At 72.9% G+C, this 19,063-nt stretch carries 20 protein-coding genes and 1 pseudogene; 12 read left to right on the top strand and 9 right to left on the bottom strand.

Annotation, left to right across the window (positions count from 1 at the left end):
• Positions 1–273: pseudogene (locus NCI01_RS04010) on the bottom strand (hypothetical protein); the annotation flags it as partial.
• A 278-nt stretch (positions 274–551) separates the two neighbouring features.
• Positions 552–896: a TraR/DksA family transcriptional regulator gene (locus tag NCI01_RS04015; protein ID WP_254180195.1), complete on the bottom strand. Its 345-nt coding sequence runs from the start codon at positions 894–896 to the stop codon at positions 552–554.
• 88 nt (positions 897–984) lie between these two features.
• Here NCI01_RS04015 and NCI01_RS04020 point away from each other — a divergent pair, with 88 nt between their 5' ends.
• The 5 genes from NCI01_RS04020 to cimA all read left to right on the top strand — a co-directional run bounded on the left by NCI01_RS04020 (position 985) and on the right by cimA (position 7,005).
• Entirely contained in the window at positions 985–2,718 is a 1,734-nt protein-coding gene (locus tag NCI01_RS04020; protein ID WP_254180196.1) for a serine/threonine protein kinase, read from the top strand.
• An 83-nt stretch (positions 2,719–2,801) separates the two neighbouring features.
• A complete protein-coding gene (locus NCI01_RS04025) occupies positions 2,802–3,413 on the top strand; it encodes a DUF5709 domain-containing protein (protein ID WP_254180197.1) in 612 nt (203 codons plus the stop codon).
• Positions 3,414–3,565: 152 nt separating this feature from the next.
• On the top strand, positions 3,566–4,591 hold the full coding sequence (locus NCI01_RS04030; protein ID WP_254180198.1) for a zinc metalloprotease: 1,026 nt from the start codon (positions 3,566–3,568) through the stop codon (positions 4,589–4,591).
• A 153-nt stretch (positions 4,592–4,744) separates the two neighbouring features.
• Positions 4,745–5,161, top strand: a complete 417-nt coding sequence (locus tag NCI01_RS04035; protein WP_254180199.1) for a hypothetical protein — start codon at positions 4,745–4,747, stop codon at positions 5,159–5,161.
• A gap of 251 nt (positions 5,162–5,412) precedes the next feature.
• On the top strand, positions 5,413–7,005 hold the full coding sequence (gene cimA, locus NCI01_RS04040; protein ID WP_254180200.1) for a citramalate synthase: 1,593 nt from the start codon (positions 5,413–5,415) through the stop codon (positions 7,003–7,005).
• Positions 7,006–7,069: 64 nt separating this feature from the next.
• Here the strand turns inward: cimA and NCI01_RS04045 are convergent, their stop codons facing one another.
• Positions 7,070–8,830 (bottom strand): LVIVD repeat-containing protein, encoded by a 1,761-nt coding sequence (locus NCI01_RS04045; RefSeq protein WP_254180201.1) that lies wholly within the window; start codon positions 8,828–8,830, stop codon positions 7,070–7,072.
• A gap of 186 nt (positions 8,831–9,016) precedes the next feature.
• Between NCI01_RS04045 and NCI01_RS04050 the strand changes: the two genes are divergently transcribed.
• Positions 9,017–9,691: a DUF305 domain-containing protein gene (locus NCI01_RS04050; protein WP_254180202.1), complete on the top strand. Its 675-nt coding sequence runs from the start codon at positions 9,017–9,019 to the stop codon at positions 9,689–9,691.
• Positions 9,692–9,732: 41 nt separating this feature from the next.
• Here NCI01_RS04050 and NCI01_RS04055 read toward each other — a convergent pair whose 3' ends face one another.
• Positions 9,733–10,323 carry a TetR/AcrR family transcriptional regulator gene (locus NCI01_RS04055; RefSeq protein ID WP_254180203.1) on the bottom strand — a complete coding sequence of 197 codons (591 nt, stop codon included), beginning with the start codon at positions 10,321–10,323 and terminating at the stop codon, positions 9,733–9,735.
• A 72-nt stretch (positions 10,324–10,395) separates the two neighbouring features.
• Here NCI01_RS04055 and NCI01_RS04060 point away from each other — a divergent pair, with 72 nt between their 5' ends.
• Together NCI01_RS04060 and NCI01_RS04065 are read left to right on the top strand one after the other, a co-directional pair.
• Positions 10,396–10,950 carry an NADPH-dependent FMN reductase gene (locus tag NCI01_RS04060; RefSeq protein WP_254180204.1) on the top strand — a complete coding sequence of 185 codons (555 nt, stop codon included), beginning with the start codon at positions 10,396–10,398 and terminating at the stop codon, positions 10,948–10,950.
• Between the two features lie 37 nt (positions 10,951–10,987).
• Positions 10,988–12,391 (top strand): amidase, encoded by a 1,404-nt coding sequence (locus NCI01_RS04065; RefSeq protein WP_254180205.1) that lies wholly within the window; start codon positions 10,988–10,990, stop codon positions 12,389–12,391.
• 13 nt (positions 12,392–12,404) lie between these two features.
• Here NCI01_RS04065 and NCI01_RS04070 read toward each other — a convergent pair whose 3' ends face one another.
• From NCI01_RS04070 to NCI01_RS04080, 3 genes are read right to left on the bottom strand one after another with little or no spacing between them, the layout of a single operon-like run.
• The gene (locus tag NCI01_RS04070; RefSeq protein WP_254180206.1) at positions 12,405–13,013 is read right to left on the bottom strand and encodes a CbiQ family ECF transporter T component; all 609 of its coding nucleotides are present in this window, start codon (positions 13,011–13,013) and stop codon (positions 12,405–12,407) included.
• Positions 13,010–13,708, bottom strand: a complete 699-nt coding sequence (locus NCI01_RS04075; RefSeq protein WP_254180207.1) for an energy-coupling factor ABC transporter ATP-binding protein — start codon at positions 13,706–13,708, stop codon at positions 13,010–13,012. Before NCI01_RS04075 ends, NCI01_RS04070 begins: the two co-directional genes overlap by 4 nt.
• Before the next feature lie 7 nt (positions 13,709–13,715).
• Positions 13,716–14,321 (bottom strand): biotin transporter BioY, encoded by a 606-nt coding sequence (locus NCI01_RS04080; RefSeq protein WP_254180208.1) that lies wholly within the window; start codon positions 14,319–14,321, stop codon positions 13,716–13,718.
• Positions 14,322–14,423: 102 nt separating this feature from the next.
• Here NCI01_RS04080 and NCI01_RS04085 point away from each other — a divergent pair, with 102 nt between their 5' ends.
• On the top strand, positions 14,424–14,978 hold the full coding sequence (locus tag NCI01_RS04085) for a TetR family transcriptional regulator (protein WP_254180209.1): 555 nt from the start codon (positions 14,424–14,426) through the stop codon (positions 14,976–14,978).
• On the opposite strand, the gene NCI01_RS22565 is transcribed toward NCI01_RS04085, so the two are convergent.
• The gene (locus tag NCI01_RS22565; protein ID WP_254180210.1) at positions 14,975–15,583 is read right to left on the bottom strand and encodes a pentapeptide repeat-containing protein; all 609 of its coding nucleotides are present in this window, start codon (positions 15,581–15,583) and stop codon (positions 14,975–14,977) included. The genes NCI01_RS04085 and NCI01_RS22565 overlap by 4 nt on opposite strands.
• A 53-nt stretch (positions 15,584–15,636) precedes the next feature.
• Between NCI01_RS22565 and NCI01_RS04095 the strand changes: the two genes are divergently transcribed.
• Together NCI01_RS04095 and NCI01_RS04100 are read left to right on the top strand one after the other, a co-directional pair.
• A complete protein-coding gene (locus NCI01_RS04095; protein WP_254180211.1) occupies positions 15,637–16,278 on the top strand; it encodes a sulfotransferase family protein in 642 nt (213 codons plus the stop codon).
• Between the two features lie 10 nt (positions 16,279–16,288).
• Positions 16,289–16,708: a hypothetical protein gene (locus tag NCI01_RS04100; RefSeq protein ID WP_254180212.1), complete on the top strand. Its 420-nt coding sequence runs from the start codon at positions 16,289–16,291 to the stop codon at positions 16,706–16,708.
• Here NCI01_RS04100 and NCI01_RS04105 read toward each other — a convergent pair.
• Complete coding sequence (locus NCI01_RS04105) at positions 16,697–17,599, bottom strand: 3-methyladenine DNA glycosylase (RefSeq protein WP_254180213.1); 903 nt, start codon at positions 17,597–17,599, stop codon at positions 16,697–16,699. The two genes, NCI01_RS04100 and NCI01_RS04105, sit on opposite strands and share 12 nt — an antisense overlap.
• Positions 17,600–17,682: 83 nt before the next feature.
• Here NCI01_RS04105 and NCI01_RS04110 point away from each other — a divergent pair, with 83 nt between their 5' ends.
• Positions 17,683–19,044: a pyridoxal phosphate-dependent decarboxylase family protein gene (locus NCI01_RS04110; RefSeq protein ID WP_254180214.1), complete on the top strand. Its 1,362-nt coding sequence runs from the start codon at positions 17,683–17,685 to the stop codon at positions 19,042–19,044.
• Positions 19,045–19,063 lie beyond the last annotated feature (19 nt).

The following is a 19,063-nucleotide window of genomic DNA, read 5'->3' on the forward strand; positions in this document are numbered from 1 at the left end:
GCCGAGCTCGGCGACGCAGAACTCCGCCACCAGCGGGCACCCCTCACCCGCGATGGGCTCCTCATGCTCACGACCGCCGGCGGCCAGCGAGAACACGGCCGCGTCGTGGATCGACTCCGGCGGATGCAGGTCCGCCCACTGCGCAGCGATCGTGAGAAGGTCGGCCGCAGCCCGGTCCTCGGTCGCCTTGCGGTCGCGGGCGAGCGCGAGCAGGTCACGGGCGGTGAGGTCCTCCACCTCGCCTGCTCCGGATGTCACCAGCGCTTCGATCATGTGTTCGATCTTACGCTCGACCACCGACAACGACCCCCGACAGCAGACGCGGCCGTGGACGGTTGCTCGCTGGGGTTTGGCGGCTGGTTCCCAGACGGGACTTCGTCCCTCCTCGAACTGAGGGCCGGGGTCTCGATACGCCCGCTCGTTCCTCGCGGGCTACTCGACCAGCGGGGGCGGCGGGTGCTGGGTCTCGATACGCCCGCTCGTCCCTCGCGGGCTACTCGACCAGCGAGGTGCGTGGGTTGCTCGACCAGCGGGGAACCAGCGGGCGCGCCTCAGGACCGCCGGGAGGCGCAGGTGATGCAGGTGCGCGCGGCGGGGAGCGCCTCGAGCCGGGCGTCGCCGATCGCAGCGCCGCAGACTTCGCAGACGCCGTAGGTGGCGTCGTCGACGCGCGCCAGCGCGGCGTCGAGCTCGGCGAGGTGGTGGCGCACCTGGCGCACGAGGGCGCCGATCTGCGACCTCTCGAAGGCGATGGTCGTGCCCTCGGGGTCGTGCTCGTCGTCGGCGTTGGTGTCGAGCGACGCCGCGACGACCGAGTCGTAGTCGCCGGTCAGGCTCGCCAGGCGCTCGAGCGTCTGCTCGCGCTCACGCTGCAACCGCGACCGGGGATCGTCCACCCACCCATGGTGCCCCACGAGTCCGACAGCGCCCCGCCGCGCGTGCCGTGATCGGGCGTGCGCCGTGCTCCGGCCGTATCCTCGTGCCGTGACGACGTCCCCGAAGGCGCCGCCGCCCGGGCTGACCGTCGGCGGCTACGCACTGCGTGCCCGCCTGGGTGAGGGCGGCATGGGCGTGGTGCACCTCGGGCAGAGGCCGGGGGAGCGCCCGGTGGCGATCAAGGTCCTGCGCCCGCACGTCGTCGGCGACGACGAGGCCCGGCGCCGGCTGGCGCGCGAGGTGAGCTCGCTGAGCCGGATCCGCAGCCGTCGCATCGCCGAGATCGTCGACGCCGACCCGTTCGGCGAGATCCCCTTCGTCGCGACGCGCTACGTGCCCGGGCTCTCCCTGCACGACCACGTGCAGGAGGAGGGGGCGCTGGAGGGTGCGGACCTCCTGTGGTTCGCCGACTGCCTCGCCGAGGCGCTCGAGGCGGTGCACTCCGTCGGGGTGCTGCACCGCGACGTGAAGCCGTCCAACGTGATCATGGAGGGCCGCACGCCGATCCTCATCGACTTCGGCCTGGCGCGCGTCGCGGAGGACTCCCGCATCACGATGAACGGCTGGCTGCTCGGCACGCCCGGCTACCTCGCCCCCGAGATCCTCTACGGCGACGACGCCACCGCCGCCTCCGACGTGCACGCCTGGGCGGCCACCGTGGCCTACGCCGGCACCGGCCGCGCGCCCTACGGCCGCGGGCCGTCGGTCGCGGTGATGGACCGCGTCCGCCGCAGCGAGCACGACCTCACCGGCCTCGACCCCGACGTGCTCGAGCTGGTCGAGGAGGCGCTCGCGCCCGAGCCCGCCGACCGGCCCTCGCTCGAGGAGGTGCGCGACTGGCTCGAGGACCTCGGCACGCCCGGGTCCGACCACCGCGACCACGCGTCCGCCTCCCGCATGGCGAGCCCGGTCACGCTGCCCTACGTCGCCGGCGTCCGCCAGGACCTCGAGGCCCCGACCCGCGTCGGAAGCGCGGCCGCGCTCGCCGAGCCCTACGGCGGACCCGACGCGCCGCCCGTCGCGGAGTCCGTCGCTGAGCCCGTCCACTGGTCCCACGACTGGGACCGGCCGGGCGACGACCGCCACGACGACACCGTCGGGTGGGGCGAGGCCGGCACCGCGCCGCACCGCCAGACGCGCCTGCTGCCGGACGGCTCGACCGAGTACGTCGCCGACTACGGGCCGCCCACCCGCCCGCACGTGCCGGCCGGCCAGCGGCTGCGTCGTACGCTCACGCTCCTCGCCGTCGGCGGCGTCGTCGCGGGCGCCATCACCCTCGCCCCCTACGTCGCGCTCGCCGTCCTCCTCGTCCTGGTCTGGCTGCTGCGCAGCGGCTCGCTGGCCGCGTCGTCCGCGGGCAACCGCCGCGACCGTCGCGGGGCGAGGTGGTACGACGGCATCCAGGTGCTGCTGGCCGCGCCGTGGCACGCGGTGGCCGGTCTCGGCGGCTCCCTCGTGCTCTTCCTCTGGAGCGCCGGCATCGCGTGCGCGGTCGCGCTCCTCTGCTTCGCGGCGTCGCTGTCACTGACGACCTCGCTCGCCGTCATCGGCGCGATGTTCGCCCTCTCCACCTGGTGGGGGCCGGGCTCGGAGCGGCTGCGCTCACCCGTCCGCCGCCTCGTCGACCCGCTCGCCCGCCGCGGCGTGCCGTGGCTGCTCGTCACGCTGCTGGTCGCCGCCGCCGGGTCCGGCCTCGGGGCGGCGGCGTCCGCGCAGGGCACCAGCTGGACCCCCTACGACGCCGCGCCCTTCTCCGACGTACGGCTGCCCAGCTGGTTGTGACGCTGGTTGTGACGGACCTCGCCGTTCAGGCGGGCCGGAGCGGGGTACCTAGCGGGTTCACGCACCCGACAGCAGGAGGACCGATGAGCTCGGACCAGCCCGACATCAGCAGCGAGATCGGCACGGATCCCGCCGTCGACGTCACCGGGGACAGCACCGACAACGAGAGCTACCACGGCTACAGCGTCGACGACGAGAACCAGCCCCAGGGCGAGGGCGACAGCCTCGTCGACGACCGCGGCCTGGCCGAGCCGCTCGACGAGGGCTACTCGCCGCCGGAGAAGTGGTCGGCGGCGCAGGGCTTCGGCAACACCCCGCTCGAGGAGAGCCAGGGCGAGTCGCTCGACCAGCGGGTCGAGCAGGAGGTCCCCGAGCCCGACCCGTACGAGGTCGCGGGCGAGGAGGCCGCACGCGGCGACCTCGCGGCGATGGTGGCCGAGGACTCCTCGGATGGCGAGGCCGTGCAGGCCGAGCTGGAGGCCGCCGGTGGCGAGCGCGCGGGACGCCTCGTGGCCGCCGACGAAGGCGTGCGGACCGACACCGAGAAGGACCTCGTCGCCGAGGACGTCGGCATCGACGGTGCCGCGGCGGGCGCGGAGGAGGCGGCCGTCCACGTCGTCGACGACCCGGAGGTCGCAGACCCCGTTCTGCTCGACGCGGAGGTCGTGGACGAGGAGCCCACAGGGCGCGAGTGATCGACCGACGAGAGCCCTCGACCGACGGTCGGGGGCTCTCGTCGTCCCCGGCCCCCGGGCGGGCGACCGGCGATCCACCCCAAGGTGGGTCTTCTCCCGACGCATCCTGCAGGTCTACGGTCCCTCTACCGACTCACGTGAGGGGACCCCCCATGCACCACCGCACCCTTGCCGCACGTCGCATCGGCGTCGCGGTCACTGCACTCGCCCTCGGGATGGGCATGTCGACGCCGTCGTTCGGCGCGCCGGCCAAGGACAAGGCCACCGACTGCATCGACTACGGCGAGGTCACGACCGGACCCGCCGGCACGATCCCGCGCGACGACCTCCACACCGTTTACAAGGACCCGCTGGCGCAGGCGGCCAAGGCGGCCGCCCGCACCTCGGCGAAAGGCAAGCCCGGTGCGGGGACGACCGCCGCAGCCTTCGAGCCGGTGACCATCCCGGTGCGCTTCCACGTGATCGCCAAGGACCGCGGCCAGGAGGGCGGCGACGTCTCCGACGCCCGCATCGCCGAGCAGATCCGAGTGCTCGACAAGGCCTACGCACCGCACGGGTTCTCCTTCGAGCTCGAGAAGATCACCCGCACCTACGAGCCTCAGTGGTTCAACCTGATCTCCTCCAACGGCGCCGAGCCCCGCTTCTACCGCGGCGGTGGCAAGGAGGTCGCGATGAAGAAGGCGCTCTACGGCGACAGCACGTCGGAGACGCTCAACATCTACTCCGCCTCCCTCGGCCAGTCGCTCCTCGGCTGGGCCTACTTCCCGTCCGACTTCGACGCCGAGGCCACCGGGGGCAACCCGCTCCCGCAGTACCGCGACGGCGTCGTCGTCGACTACCGCAGCCTTCCGAGCGTCCCGCGGGACACCGGTGACACCAGCGTCTACTCGGTCTACGGCGAGGGCGACACCGCCACCCACGAGGTCGGGCACTGGCTCGAGCTCTACCACACGTTCCAGGGCGGCTGCTCCGAGCCGGGCGACTACGTCGCCGACACCGCACCCGAGGCCTCGCCGGCCTTCCAGTGCCCGGTGGGCCGGGACACGTGCGCCGGTGGCGGCGTCGACCCGATCACCAACTTCATGGACTACACCTACGACTCCTGCATGACCGAGTTCACCAAGGGTCAAGAGGCCCGCATGCAGATGGCGTGGACGGAGTACCGCGCCATCGGGTGACACGTGGCCCCGACCTCACCCGGGCGGAACCCACTGGAGCGTGATCCGCGAACTGTACGAGAACTGTGCGGGTCGCTGTTCGTGGCCGGTGCCCGGGCGAGGCGGTGGACTTCTCCTGCCGTGACCCACAGGGGGTCCGGGGGAGGGACACACATGGGCATCACCACCGTCCGACGCCTCGGCGTCGTCACCGCCGGCGCAGCGGCCGCGATCGCCGTGACCGCGGCGAGCGCCAGCGCGCACCACTGCTTCATCCCGATGTACTCGCTCGACGGGCCGTCCTCGTCGAACTGGTTCGTCGTCTCGGCCGAGATGGGGGCGGGCTTCGAGGGCTACACCGCGGCCTGCGCCGGCGCGCGCGACGCCGGTTACGCCGCGCTGCGCGACGCGGGCCTGCCGGTCGCGCTCAAGGTCTTCGAGAAGATGACCATCGGCGACCCGAAGCACACCGGCCGCACCAACCCCAACGGGGCCGACGGCAAGGGCCTGGAGTACTTCGCCGAGGGCTCGCCGCTGCCGGGGGAGATGGTGGCCACCTACGTCGCCGGGGCAGACGCCTACGACTGCTGAACCGGCCGCAGGTCTGGGGGGACGTCCGTGCCCCGGGTGCCGCTCGTGGGGGGTGGCACCCGGGGCACGTGCGTGCACGGCGACCGGATGGCGAGACGCACGTCTCAGGGTCGCGGGATCGGTGTCACCATGGGTGCGTGAGCACCAGCACCATCATCATTGCCTAGCGCGACGGGACTCCCCGCCGCGCCGACCTCCTGCACCCCAGGAGGTTTTTTCATGCCCCGCCTCCTGACACCGAGAGACCTCCGATGGACCTCCACGGCTCGTTCCACGTCTACGACACCACCCTGCGCGACGGCGCCCAGCAGGAGGGCCTCAACCTCTCGGTCGCCGACAAGCTGAGCATCGCCAAGCAGCTCGACGGCCTGGGCGTGGGCTACATCGAGGGCGGCTGGCCGGGCTCCAACCCCAAGGACACCGAGTTCTTCCGCCGCGCGGCTGCGGAGCTCGACCTGCGCCACGCGCGGCTCGCGGCCTTCGGCGCCACCCGCCGGGCCGGCGTACGCGCCGCGGACGACCCGCTCGTGGCCGCCCTCCGCGACTCCGGGGCAGGCGTGGTCACCCTCGTGGCGAAGTCGCACGACCGCCACGTCGAGCTCGCCCTGCGCACCACGCTCGAGGAGAACCTCGCGATGGTGCGCGACACCGTCACCCACCTGCGCGAGGAGGGCCAGACGGTGTTCCTCGACGCGGAGCACTTCTTCGACGGCTACCGCGCCAACCGGGCGTACGCACTGGAGGTGCTGCGCACCGCCGCCGAGGCCGGCGCCGAGGTGGTCGCGCTCTGCGACACGAACGGCGGTATGCTGCCCGACTGGGTCTCCGACGTGGTCCTCGACGTCATCGAGACGACCGGTGCCCGCGTCGGCATCCACGCCCACAACGACTCCGGCTGCGCGGTCGCCAACTCCCTGGCCGCCGTCGCCGCCGGGGCGTCCCACGTCCAGGGCTGCATCAACGGCTACGGGGAGCGCACCGGCAACGCCGACCTCGTCACGGTCGTCGCCAACCTCGAGACCAAGCTCGACCGGGCCGTGCTCCCGCAGGGCCTGCTGCGCGAGGCGACGCGCATCGCGCACGCGGTCGCGGAGGTCACCAACGTGCCGCCCGCCTCGCGCCAGCCCTATGTCGGCACGTCGGCGTTCGCGCACAAGGCGGGGCTGCACGCCAGCGCGATCAAGGTCGACCCCGACCTCTACCAGCACCTCGACCCGCTGGTCGTCGGCAACGACATGCGGCTGCTCGTCTCCGACATGGCCGGGCGGGCCTCGATCGAGCTCAAGGGCCGCGAGCTCGGCTACGACCTGTCGGACGGCTCGCCCGAGATGAGGGAGCTGGTCACCCGCGTCACCGAGCGCGTCAAGGCCATGGAGCAGCGCGGCTACACCTTCGAGGCCGCCGACGCCTCCTTCGAGCTGCTGCTCGCCGAGGAGGTCGAGGGATCGCGGCCGTCGTACTTCGACGTCGAGTCCTGGCGGGTGATCACCGAAACCCGCACCGACGGGGAGGCGATCTCGGAGGCGACGGTGAAGCTGCGTGCCGAGGGGGTGCGCTACGTCGTCACGGGCGAGGGCAACGGCCCGGTCAACGCCCTCGACGCCGCGCTGCGCGAGGCCATCGGCCAGGCCTTCCCGGAGGTCGCGAAGTTCGAGCTGATCGACTACAAGGTGCGCATCCTCGACCAGGGTCACGGCACCGACGCCATCACCCGGGTGCTCATCGAGACCACGGACGGCGAGTCGTCGTGGGTCACCGTCGGCGTGGGTGCCAACGTGATCGAGGCGTCGTGGGGCGCGCTCGTCGACGGGCTCACCTTCGGCCTGCGGCGCCACCACCGCTGACGACGACGGCGCCACCACCGGGGACCGGGTGGTGGCGCCGTCGCCAGCGTTCAGAGGCTGGTGCTCAGAGGCTGTCGCGCAGGTCCTTCATCGCCTGCTTGAGCTCGCCCTGGTCACCGGAGTCGTCGAGCACCCGGATCGCGTTGGCCAGCTGGGCCTTCGCCGAGGCGCCGGCGTCCTTGCCGTCGAGCTCCTCCGCCTTCTCGAGGTGCTTGGACACCTTCGCCAGCGTCGCACCGGCGAGCTCGCCGGACCTGACGGCCTGGTCGAAGTAGGCGCCGGCGACGTTGAAGCTCGGCGTCCAGACGATCTGCTCCTGGTGCTGGGCGTTGAACTCGTCGAGCTGCACCTCACGAGCCGCGTCGAGCTCGTTGTCGCTCAGCAGGTCGCTGGTCTTCAGGCCGAAGGTGTCGAAGCCGCGCGCGAGCTCGCTGCCGTAGACCTGGCCGTTGTACCAGTAGGTCGACCAGAGCCCGCCGAGGTTGAGCCCGGTCGGGCTGGGGGTGTTGATCGGCCCGCGGTCGAAGTAGGCGATCTCGACGGGGTTGGCGGTGTCGCTGAAGTCGATCACCGACAGGCCGCCCTGATACCACGCCTGGACGAGGATGTCGCGACCCGGCACCGGCACCAGCGAGGAGTTGTGGGCCACGCAGTTCTCCTGCGTGGTCTGGGGGGCCGGCATCTTGTAGTAGCTCGCGAACTCCATCTGGTCGCCCTCGAGGTCGAACAGCGCGTCGGCGCCCCACTCGGGCTTGTCGGTCTCGCGGCAGCGGGCGCTCGTGCCGCCGCCCCACTCGTCGGTGAAGATCACCTTGGTGCCGTCGTTGTTGAACGACGCGGAGTGCCAGTAGGAGAAGTTGGGGTCGGAGACCGCGTCGAGCCGGACCGGGTTCACCGGGTCCGAGGTGTCGAGCAGGATGCCGTTGCCCTGGCAGGCGCCGGCGACCAGCTCACGGGCCGGGAAGGCCGTGACGTCGTGGCAGGTGTTGGTGTTGGGCAGCGGGGAGTACGGCGTGCCGGCCGGGTGCAAGGTGCCGGGCGTGGTGTTCTGCAGCCCGTTGTAGGCACCGGTCGCGGGGTCGGTGAAGATCCGCGGCTGGCTCACGATGGCGGCGGTCTCGGGTGCGGCGAGCGGCACCTTGATGACGTCGATGCGCCACTGCGTCGGGTTGCCGGAGGTGACCGGCGCCGGGTTGTTGGGGTTGACGTTCTCGCAGCCGGCCAGCTCAGCCGCCGGGCGCACGCCGGACGTGCCGGAGTTGTAGATGTAGATGTTGGCCGGGTCGTCGGGGTCGCTCACGATCGTGTGCGTGTGGGACCCGCGACAGGTCTGCACGCCCGGCAGCTGCACCGGGTTGCTCTGGTCGCTGATGTCGAAGATGCGCACTCCGCGGAAGCGCTCCGGGTTGACGCTGCCGGGTGCCCCCTGGCTGCCGCAGTCGATGCGCCCGCGGGTCTCCTCGACCGACATGAACAGCAGGTCGCCGTAGACCGACACGTCGCCCTGTCCGCCAGGACACACGAACGACGACGCCAGCGTCGGGTCGGTCGGGTCGGAGATGTCGTAGAACTGGAAGCCGTTGAAGTTGCCCACGACCGCCGTGTCGCCGGCGAATGCCAGGTCGGAGTTCACGAAGCCGAAGTTGCCCGGCGCGGCGTCGAACGGCGCCACGCGCGGGTCGTTGTCGAGCAGCTCGATGTTGCTGCTCGCCTCGGACCACGGGATGTAGCCGGGGGCCAGGCCGATGCGCGTGTCGTCCTCGGCGGCGAACGCCACCGCCGGCAGGAGCCCGGCGGCCAGGACCATCACCCCCGCAGCGCCCACAACGGTCCGACTTCGACGGGGTTGACGAGACATCGCGGAGACCCTCCCATGCTCTGGTCGTCACGTGATGATCGGTCCGGGAGGTCCGCGTCGTGGTCGACCTACTATGACGTGTCAACGTAGCGATGATCACACCGCGACCGCTAGACCCAAGATGGTGGCAACGCCGCCGTGAACGGAGACCGCATGCCGACAGTCCGAGCCCGCCGTCCGGGCGGCACCGCCGCCGCGCTCGCAGTGCTGGTGCTCGCGCTCGCGGGGTGCACGTCCGAGTCCGAGCCCGAGGAGGAGGCGGCCGCGCCGGTGGTGCAGCTCGGCGCCCCGGGTGAGTCCAACACCACCCTGTCGCCCGAGGAAGCCGAGTCCATCGACGACCCGGCCTACACCGACGCCGACGTCGCCTTCGTGCAGGGGATGATCCCGCACCACCAGCAGGCGCTGGAGATGACGGCTCTGGTCGGCGACCGCGCCGACGACCCCGACCTGAAGGCCATCGCGGAGCGGATCGAGGTCTCCCAGGTCGCCGAGATGGACCAGCTCGAGGGCTGGCTGACCGCCCGCGGCGAGAGCGTGTCGGGCATGCACGCCGGTCACGGCGACGGTGAGCACGGGATGCCCGGGATGCTCACCCCGCAGGAGATGGACCGGCTCGAGCGGGCCTCCGGCCCGCGCTTCGATCGGCTCTTCCTGCTGGGCATGATCCGTCACCACGAGGGCGCGGTGCTGATGGTGGAGTCGCTGCTGACCGAGGGTGAGGGCGGGCAGGAGTCCGAAGTCTTCCAGCTCGCCGGTCACATCGGCTCCGACCAGCAGGTGGAGATCGCGGCCATGAAGCGCAAGCTCGCCGAGCTCGCCGGCTGACAGGTCCGGGCTGGTCCGTCGGATCGGGCGGGTCAGGCGGGTCAGGCGCGCACCACGCGGCGTACGAGGTCGTCCCAGCCTGCCTCGATCCGCTCGAGGGTGATGTGCTCGGCGTTGACCTGCTGGTCCAGCACCACCATCTCCAACGGTGCGAGCAGCGCGGTGGCGAGCATCAGCAGGTCGCCGTGGACGCCGAGCTCTCCCAGGAGGTAGCGGACGTGCATGTTGGCGAACGACAGGGCGGCGGCCGATCGGGCTCCGGGGTGACCGGCGGCGGCGATGAGCTCGGCGTGGGTCAGGTTGGTCCGCAGGCGAGAGTGACCGAACGCGAGCAGCCGCTCGAGCGGCGGGGCGCCCGGCCCCAGGGGCGGCGGTCCTGAGATGACGCTCGCCTGCCACGCGGTCTCCGACTCGTTGAGCACCGCGGCCATCAGGCCCTCGCGATTCTCGAAGCGCCGGAAGAGGGTGCCCTTGCCGACGCCGGCCTCAGCGGCGACGGTGTCCATCGTCACGCACCCGACCCCCTGGGTCCGGACGAGGCGCAGCGCCGCTGCGAGGATCGCCTCCCGGTTGCGCGCCGCGTCGGCCCGCTCCGGCGCGGGCTCGTCGGCCAGCGGCAGGAGGTGGGGCACGACGCCAGCCTAGGTCGCGAGGAAGTGCGGTCGCACCGGAATATAAGCGGACCGTGGTCCGTTTAGCCGGGCATGACCACTCAGAAGCAGACCCGTGTCGCAGTCCTCCTCGGCTCCTACCGCGCCGGCTCGCTCAACCGCCGGATCGCCGAGCACCTGCGCGACCACGCCCCCGCAGGCGTGAGCGTCGACGTCGTCGAGGGCCTCGACGCGGTCCCGTTCTACAACGAGGAGATCGACGGCGACACCGCACCGGCGGCCGCCACCGCCCTCCGCGAGGCCGTCGCCGGCGCCGACCGCGTGCTGGCGGTGACGCCGGAGTACAACGGCACCATGCCGGCCGTCCTCAACAACGCCATCGACTGGCTGTCGCGGCCCTACGGCCGGGGCGCCATCGTCGGCAAGCCCTTCGCGGCCATCGGCGCCACCCCCACGCCCTACGGCGGCAAGTGGTCGCACGAGCACGCCCGCCACTCGGCCACCATCGCAGGCGCCGTCGTGGTGGAGGGCATCGTCGTCGACGAGCCCGCCCACGAGGGGGACCCGCTGGAGAACGAGGCCGCCGTGCAGCGCTTCCTCGGCGCGCTCGACGCCCTCGTCGCGCACGAGGTCGAGGCCGCGGCCTGACCTGTCCGCCGGTCGAGCGGCGGGTAGGTTCGCCCACGTGCTCCACGACCTGACCGCGCTCGAGCAGGGTGACGCCGTACGCCGCGGCGAGGTGTCCCCGCTCGAGCTGGTCGAGCACTACGCCGGCCGCGTCGACCGGGTGGGCGCCTTCGTCACGCCGACCCACGAAGCGGCGCTCGACCACGCGCGCTGGCTGACGGCGCGGCTCGCCGAGGAGGGCCGCCCCGCCGACGCCGGTCCGCTCTGGGGCGTCCCGACCGGGATCAAGGACCTGCACCCGACGGCGGGGGTCCGCACCACCTTCGGCTCGGCGGCGTACGACGACTTCGTGCCGGACGCCTCCGACGACCTGGTCTTGACCGTCGAGGCCGCCGGCATGCCGAGCCTGGGCAAGACCAACACGCCGGAGTTCGGCTCGCCCTGCTACACCGAGCCCGACGTCGCGCCGCCGGCCGTCACGCCGTGGGACACCTCGCGCACCGCCGGCGGCTCGTCCGGTGGCGCCGCGGCGGCGGTCGCCGCCGGGCTGCTCCCGGTCGCGCCCGGGTCCGACGGCGGCGGCTCCATCCGGATCCCGGCGTCCTGCTGCGGCCTCGTCGGCCTCAAGCCCACCCGTGGACGCATCAGCGCCGCCCCGATGTACGGCGACCCCACCGGGCTCGCCACCGCCGGCACGCTCGCTCGCACGGTCCGCGACGCGGCCGCGCTGCTCGACGTCCTGGCCGGCCGCCGCGTCGGCGACCCGTTCTGGGCGCCGGAGCCCGCGGGCAGCTTCCTCGACGCCTGCGACCGCGAGCCCGGACGGCTGCGCGTCGCCCGCTTCATCGCCCCCGTGATCGCCGAGGTGGACGTGCACCCGTCCTCGGTCGCGGCGTGGGAGGACGCGTCCCGGCTGCTCGCGTCCCTCGGCCACGACGTCGAGGACGTGCCGGTGCCGATCCCGCGCGAGGCCGTCGCGGACTTCGAGACCTGCTGGTCGGTGCTCACCGCGCTCTCGCCGGCGCCGCCCGGCCGGGAGCACCAGCTCCGTCCCCTGACCCGCTGGCTGGGCGGCCTCGGCCGGGAGGTCAGCGGTCCCGACTTCGGGCTGGCCATCGTCCGGATGCGCCGACACGCCGCAGCCGCGCTGGCGGCCCTGGCGGCGTACGACGTCGTCCTCACCCCGACCCTTGCGCGGCCCCCGGTCCTGGTCGGGGCCCTGCGCGACGACGCCGACCCGGCCCGCGACTTCGCCGAGCAGAAGGCGTTCACGCCGTGGACCAGCGCCTGGAACGTCACCGGCATGCCGGCGGTGTCGCTGCCGCTCCACTGGACCGACGACGGGCTTCCTGTGGGCGTCATGCTCGCCGCCCGGCCGGCGGAGGAGGAGCTGCTGCTCTCCGTCGCCGCCCAGGTCGAGCAGGCGGCCCCGTGGGCCGACCGGCGCCCGCCCGGCTGGTGACGACGGAGCGCGGTCAGTCGCCGATCCCGCGCGCCTGCAGCGCGTCGCCGGACTCGTGCGCCCGGGCGACGACCCGGATCACGAAGGGGGACAGGTAGGCCCTGGGGTTGCGGTCGAGGCCCCGTGCGCGGGCCGCGTCACGCGTCTCGCGGGCGATCGCGATGGTGCCGGGCAGCGCGCCGATCGTCAGGGCGACGGTGAGCGCCACGCGGTCCGGGTCGACCCCGAGGACGCGCAGCGGGCGCGCCCACCGCGACAGCGCGTCGACCATCTCGTTGACCGACGTCGTCGCGGTCAGCGCGAGCGCGGCCAGCCCGAGGCTCAGCAGGTCGAGGAAGGTCTCGACCGCCTTCTCAGCGCCGTACCACCACCACTGGAAGACGCTCGCGACCACCGCGACGAGCAGCACCCCGCGGGCCGCGCGCCACACCGAGCGCAGCGGCACCCGGGCGAGCGCTGCCAGCAGCAGCGTCACCGCCAGGAAGACGGGGGCGGCGCGGACGTCGCGGACCAGCACGATCGCCAGGCTGAGCAGGGCCAGGCCGAGCACCTTGGCGCCGACGGGGAGCCGGTGGAGGACGGTGTCGCCGGGCTGGTGCAGCCCGGCCATCAGGTCGCTCATCGGTCGACGAGCCCGGTGTAGTGGGCGATCGAGTCGGCGGGCGTCCCGTCGGCGACGACCCGCGCGTCGTCCACCACGATCACCCGGTCGCACCGGGCCGCGAGGTCGAGATCGTGGGTGACGAGCACGAGCTGCTGCTCGAGCCCGAGCAGGGTGTCGCCGACGCGACGGGTGTTGGCCCGGTCGAGCAACGTCGTCGGCTCGTCGGCGACCACGATCGCGGGCTCGAGCGCGAGCACGCCCGACAGCGCCAGCAGCTGGCGCTGGCCACCGGAGAGCGAGTGCACCGAGTCGTGCGCGTGGTCGGCCAGGCCGTTGGCGGCCAGCACCGCCAGCGCCCGCTCGCGCCGGGTCGCGCCGTCCTTGACGGTCCGGCGCAGGGACAGCTCGATGTCCTCGACGCAGGTCGGCATGACGAGCTGCGCGGCCGGGTCGGTGAAGCAGAAGCCCACCAGCCGACGTACGGCGGCGCCGTCGCGCACGACGTCGCGGTCCTCCACCGTCACGCGGCCGGACGAGGGCCGGACCAGGCCGTTGAGGAGCCGGGCGAGGGTCGACTTGCCCGACCCGTTGGCGCCGATGACGCCGATGCGGCGCTCGGTGAGGGTCAGCGTCGTGGGTGCGAGGATCTCGCGCTCGCCGCGGCCGGGCAGCGGGACCCGGACCGCGGCGGCGTCGAGCTCGATGGTGGGCAAGGAGGCGTCAGTCGCGGTGCAGCAGCTGCGGGAAGGCGCGGTGCACCTCGGCCGCGATCATCGCCACCAGCGACGTCTTGACCACGTCGCCGATCCAGAAGGGCATGTCCCACGCCGCGGCCTGGCGGAACGAGACGTCGAAGTGGAGCATCATCCCGACGATCCCGAGCAGGTGGATGACGAAGATGCTCGCGGTGATCGAGCACGCGAAGACCACCAAGGCGCGCGTCCGCCGCTCGCCGGCGACGTACTTCACGAGGAACCCGCCGAGGGCCGCCGCGAGGGGGAAGGCGAGCAGGTAGCCGCCGCTCGGGCCGGCGAAGACGCCGATGCCCGAGGAGTGCTCGGCGAAGACCGGCAGGCCGACGGCGCCGAGGGCGAGGTAGAGGGTGACGGCGGAGAAACCGCGCAGCGGGCCGAGGATGCAGCCGGCCAGCATGACGGTCAGGGTCTGCAGGGTGATCGGGACACCGGCGCTGCCGACGGGGATCGCGCCGACGTAGGCGCTGGCACTGATCAGGGCGGCGAAGGCGGCGACCAGCGCGACGTCGCGAGCAGGGGATGCGGAGCCCGACGTGACAGGCGTGGTCTCGGGCTTGAGGGTGGCTGACATCGGGATCCTTGCTGAGGAGCGCTGCGGTTGACCTGAACGGTGTTCAGGTTAGGGTGGTCCCGACGACCGCGTCAACGACGTCCACGGACCGGAGGGGTGCGCGTGACCCACAGGCGCAGCGACGTGCTGGCCCACGCCGTCGCACTCCTCGACGCCCACGGGCTCGCCGCGCTCACCATGCGGCGGCTCGGCGCGGAGCTCGAGGTGCAGCCGAGCGCGATCTACCACCACTTCCCGAGCAAGCAGGCGCTGCTCGCGGCCGTCGCCGACGAGATCCTGGCCCGCGGTGCGCGACCGCGGACGGCGTCGGATTGGCCCGACCGGCTGCGCGAGGTCTGCTCGGAGCTGCGCCACGCGATGCTCGCCTGCACCGACGGCGCCGACGTCGTCGCGACCGTGTGGGCCTTCGGCCTGGGTGCCGCCGCGCCGGTGGCCGAGATGGAGAAGGTCCTCACCGACGCGGAGGTGCCCGCGGAGCTCGTCGCCGTGGCGTCGCGCACCCTCGTGCACTACGTCTTCGGCCACGCCTTCGAGGAGCAGACCGCCCGCCAGGCCGTGGGCCTCGGCGCCGTGGAGCGCTCGCTCGACTCGCTGCCCGACTTCGACCTGGGGCTCGACCTGGTCATCGACGGGCTGAGGGCCCGGCTGACCACCTAGGCCGACGTGTCGACGTCCGCGCCCTGGAGCTCGGCGAGCAGCACGGCCCCGGCGAGGTCGAGCCGCGTCCGCCGCAGCTCGGCGGCCGCCAGGTCGACGCCGTCGAGGCTCGCCCCGCGGAGGTCGGTGCGGTCCAGCTTCGCCTGCCGCAGCACGGCCCGGTCCAGCCGGGCCCGGGCCAGCGAGGTCAGCGTGAGGTCCGACATCGACAGGTCGGCCTCCCGCAGGTCGACGCCGGCGAGGTCGAGGCGGGAGAGGTTGGCACCGCGGATCGTCACGCCGAGCCACGACCCGCCGACGACCGTCAGCGGTCGCAGCGTGCACTCGGCGAAGACCGACCCGACGAGCTTGCACCCGTCGAGCGTCGCGTCGAAGAACGACGTACGCCGGAAGTCGCACCCGACGAACGCCGTCGCCGTGTGGGTCGACGCGTTGAAGCGGCCGCCGTGAAAGGTGCAGCGCTCGAACGTGGCGCCGGACGAGGTGGTCTCGGAGAGGTCGACGTCGGTGAAGGTGCACCCGACGAAGCGCGCCGCGCCGAGGTCGTCGCCGTACCAGTCCTCGCCGCGGACGTGCTGGCCGGTGGCTGCGCGGGGCTCGGTCACGGCGGCCACCGTAGCCGTGGGACCCGCGGGGCGGGGCGGATAGGGTCGTCCCCGTGATCGCGTCCCACCAGCACCGCTTCATCTTCCTCAAGACCCGCAAGACGGCGGGCACCAGCGTGGAGATCGCGTTGTCCAAGGTGTGCGGACCCGACGACATCATCACCGAGATCAGCCCCGAGGACGAGAAGCTCCGGCAGGCTGCCGGGGGCCGCCCGCCGCAGAACTTCCAGTCGCCGCCGCTCCCGCGCAAGGCCTACAACCACATGGGCGCGAAGGCGACCCGCGACCTCGTCGGCGCCGACGTGTTCGACGCCTACTTCACCTTCGCGATCGAGCGCAACCCGTGGGACGCGGTCGTCTCCCTCTACTTCTGGAAGTACAAGGACCGGCCCGAGCTCCCGGACTTCGAGGCCTACGTCCAGGAGATCTGGATCGAGCAGCTCGCCAACAACCGCCGCCTCTACCGCATCCGCGGCGCGATGGCGCTCGACCGCGTGCTGCGCTACGAGAACCTCGACGTCGAGCTCCGCGAGGTCTGGGACCAGCTCGGCCTGCCGGGCGAGCCCGACCTCCCGCGCGCCAAGGGCAACGCCCGTCCCGCCGGGCATTACCGCGAGCTCTACACGCCCGCGTCCAAGCAGCGCGTCGCGACGGTGTTCGCCGACACCATCGAGGCCTTCGGCTATGAGTTCTGAGGATCGCGTCGTGACGTCGACCGACAGGCCCCGGTGGGCCACCAGCACCAACGCCGTGGTCCTGGGCGTCGTCGCTGCCTTCGTCGTGGCCACCCCGGTCGTGCTCGAGCTGGACTGGCGGATCGACCGCACCCGGCCGATGTACGACGACCGCGACCAGATGGAGTGGCTGCAGTACCAGAGCGTGGTCACCACCGGCCAGGGCCAGGCCCTCGACCTCCGTGACGGCGAGTCGGCCGTGGTCGCCGGCGAGGAGTTCACGCCCTCCGCCGGGGTGGTCGTCGAGGTGGTCGTCGAGGACGCCGACCGCCCGTGCGTGCGGGTGGGCAACGACCACGGCGACGTCTCGGAGTGGGCGTGCCTCGACCTCGACGACCCGCCGGTCGACCCCGACCCCGAGGTCGTCGACCCCGCGGCCTCAGGCAGCTGACGCCACGGCTGCCAGCAGGCGCTCGCACTCCTCGACCAGCCGCGCCCGGAGCGGAGCCCCGCGCTCGGCGAACCTGCGCTGCTGCTCGACGTAGGCAGCCTTGCCCTCCACCGTCTCGATCCGCACCGGCTCGAAGCCGAGGTCTGCGAGGTCGTAGGGCGCCGCACGCATGTCGAGCACCCGGATGTCGCGGGCCAGCTCGAAGCAGTCGGCCACCAGGTCGCTGGCGACCATCGGCGTGAGCCGGAAGGCGTGCTTGTAGAGGTCCATCCCGGCGTGCAGGCAGCCGGGCTGCTCGAAGTCGGGGCGGTCGTCGCGACCCGGCTGCAGGATGTTGAGCGGACGGGAGGACGGGGTGAAGAAGCGGAAGGCGTCGAAGTGCGAGCACGCGATGCGGTGCGACTCCACGACGGCGTCGGTGCCCTCCTGGCCGAGCCGCAGCGGCCAGTCGTGACGGGTGCCGAACTCCGCCGACCGGTGCACCATCGCCCACTCGTGCAGGCCGAAGCAGCCGAGCTGCGGGGCCCGGGCCGCCGTCGCGGTCAGCAGCGTGTGCAGCTGGGTGAGCAGCGGGCGCTGCGAGGCGACGTACGCCTCGGTGACCCGTGTCGAGTGCGCAGCCCCGTGGCGACTGCTACCGCGAGCGCACTCGACCCGCTCGTAGCCCTTGAGGCCCGCGTGGTCCTCGGCGTCCTCGAGCGCGACCCCGAAGCCGGGGTGCCAGCGCCGCAGCTGGGCCGGCCGCTGGGAGTAGTAGGTGAAAAGGAAGTCGTGCACCGGGTGCTTCACCTGGTCGGCGCGACGAGCGAGGTGCGGCTGCACGAAGTCGTCGACCCGGGCCGCGTGCGCCTCGGCGAGGGGACGCCACTCGGAGGTCGACAGCACGCGCACCACGCCAAGGCTAGTGCGGGGGAGCGGTCCGGACCGCTTCGAGGACTCTCGACGTGCGGTTGCGCCGGGAGGACACTGCCGACATGGACCGCAGCGCCGGGCTCGACCGCGCCTACGAGCACGCCCAGGGATGGCTCGACTCGCTCGAGGGGCGTTCCGTCCCACCACGGCTGACCGTCGAGCAGGTGCACGCCCGGCTCGACCGGCGCCTGCAGGACGGGCCGACCGACCCGGGAGCGGTCGTCGACGAGCTGGTCGCCGCGTGCGAGCCCGGGCTGACCGCGATGCCCGGGGGACGGTTCTTCGGCATGGTCATCGGCGGCACGCACCCGGCTGCGCTTGCGGTGGACTGGCTGGTCAGCGCGTGGGACCAGAACTCCGGCCTGCGGGTGCTCACGCCGGCGCACTCGGCGGTCGAGGACGTGGCCGAGGCCTGGGTGGTCGACCTGCTCGGCCTCCCGGCGGGCAGTGCCGTCGGCTTCGTCACCGGCGGGACGATGGCCAACTTCACCTGCCTCGCCGCCGGACGCGACGAGGTGCTGCGGCGGGCGGGCTGGGACGTCGCCGAGCGCGGGCTGGTCGGGTCCCCGGGCGTACGCGTCCTGGTCGGCGCGGAGCGGCACGACACCATCGACCTCAGCCTGCGCTACCTCGGGCTCGGCGCGCCCGAGCCGGTGGCGGTCGACGACCAGGGACGCATCGAGGCGGCCGCGCTCGCAGCGGCCCTCGATGCCGGGGACGGGCGTCCCACCATGGTCTGCCTGCAGGCCGGCAACGTGCACTCCGGCGCCTTCGACCCCTTCGACGCGGCCATCGCCGCCGCCCACGACGCGGGGGCGTGGGTGCACGTCGACGGCGCCTTCGGCCTCTTCGCGGGGGCGTCGCCCCGTCGCCGCCACCTCGTGGCCGGCGTCGACCGGGCTGACTCCTGGGCTACCGACGCGCACAAGACCCTCAACGTCCCCTACGACTGCGGGCTGGCGATCGTCCGCGACCGCTCTGCGCTGCGGGCCGCGATGGGCATGCACGGCGACTACCTCATCCTCGACGCGGCCGGCGAGCCGTTCGACAAGGTGCCCGAGATCAGCCGGCGCGGTCGCGCGTTCCCCGTGTGGGCCGTGCTCCGTGCCCTGGGCCGCGACGGCGTGGCCGACCTGGTCGACGGGTTCTGCGACCACGCGGCCGCCTTCGCGGAGGGGATCGCGGCGATCGAGGGTGCCGAGGTGCTCAACGACGTGGACTTCACCCAGGTGTGCGCCTCCTTCGGCGACGACGACCGCACCCGGGCCGTGGTCGAGGCGATGCTCGCGGAGGGCACCGCCTGGATGACCGGCTCGCGGTGGCACGGCCAGGCGGTGCTGCGGGTCAGCGTGAGCAACTGGTCCACCACCGTCGACGACGTCGCCTCGAGCCTCGCCGCGCTGCACCGCGCGGCCGGTCACTAGCCGCTCCCGACGTCGTCCC

This window comes from Nocardioides pinisoli (assembly GCF_024199985.1).
Taxonomy (GTDB): domain Bacteria; phylum Actinomycetota; class Actinomycetes; order Propionibacteriales; family Nocardioidaceae; genus Nocardioides; species Nocardioides pinisoli.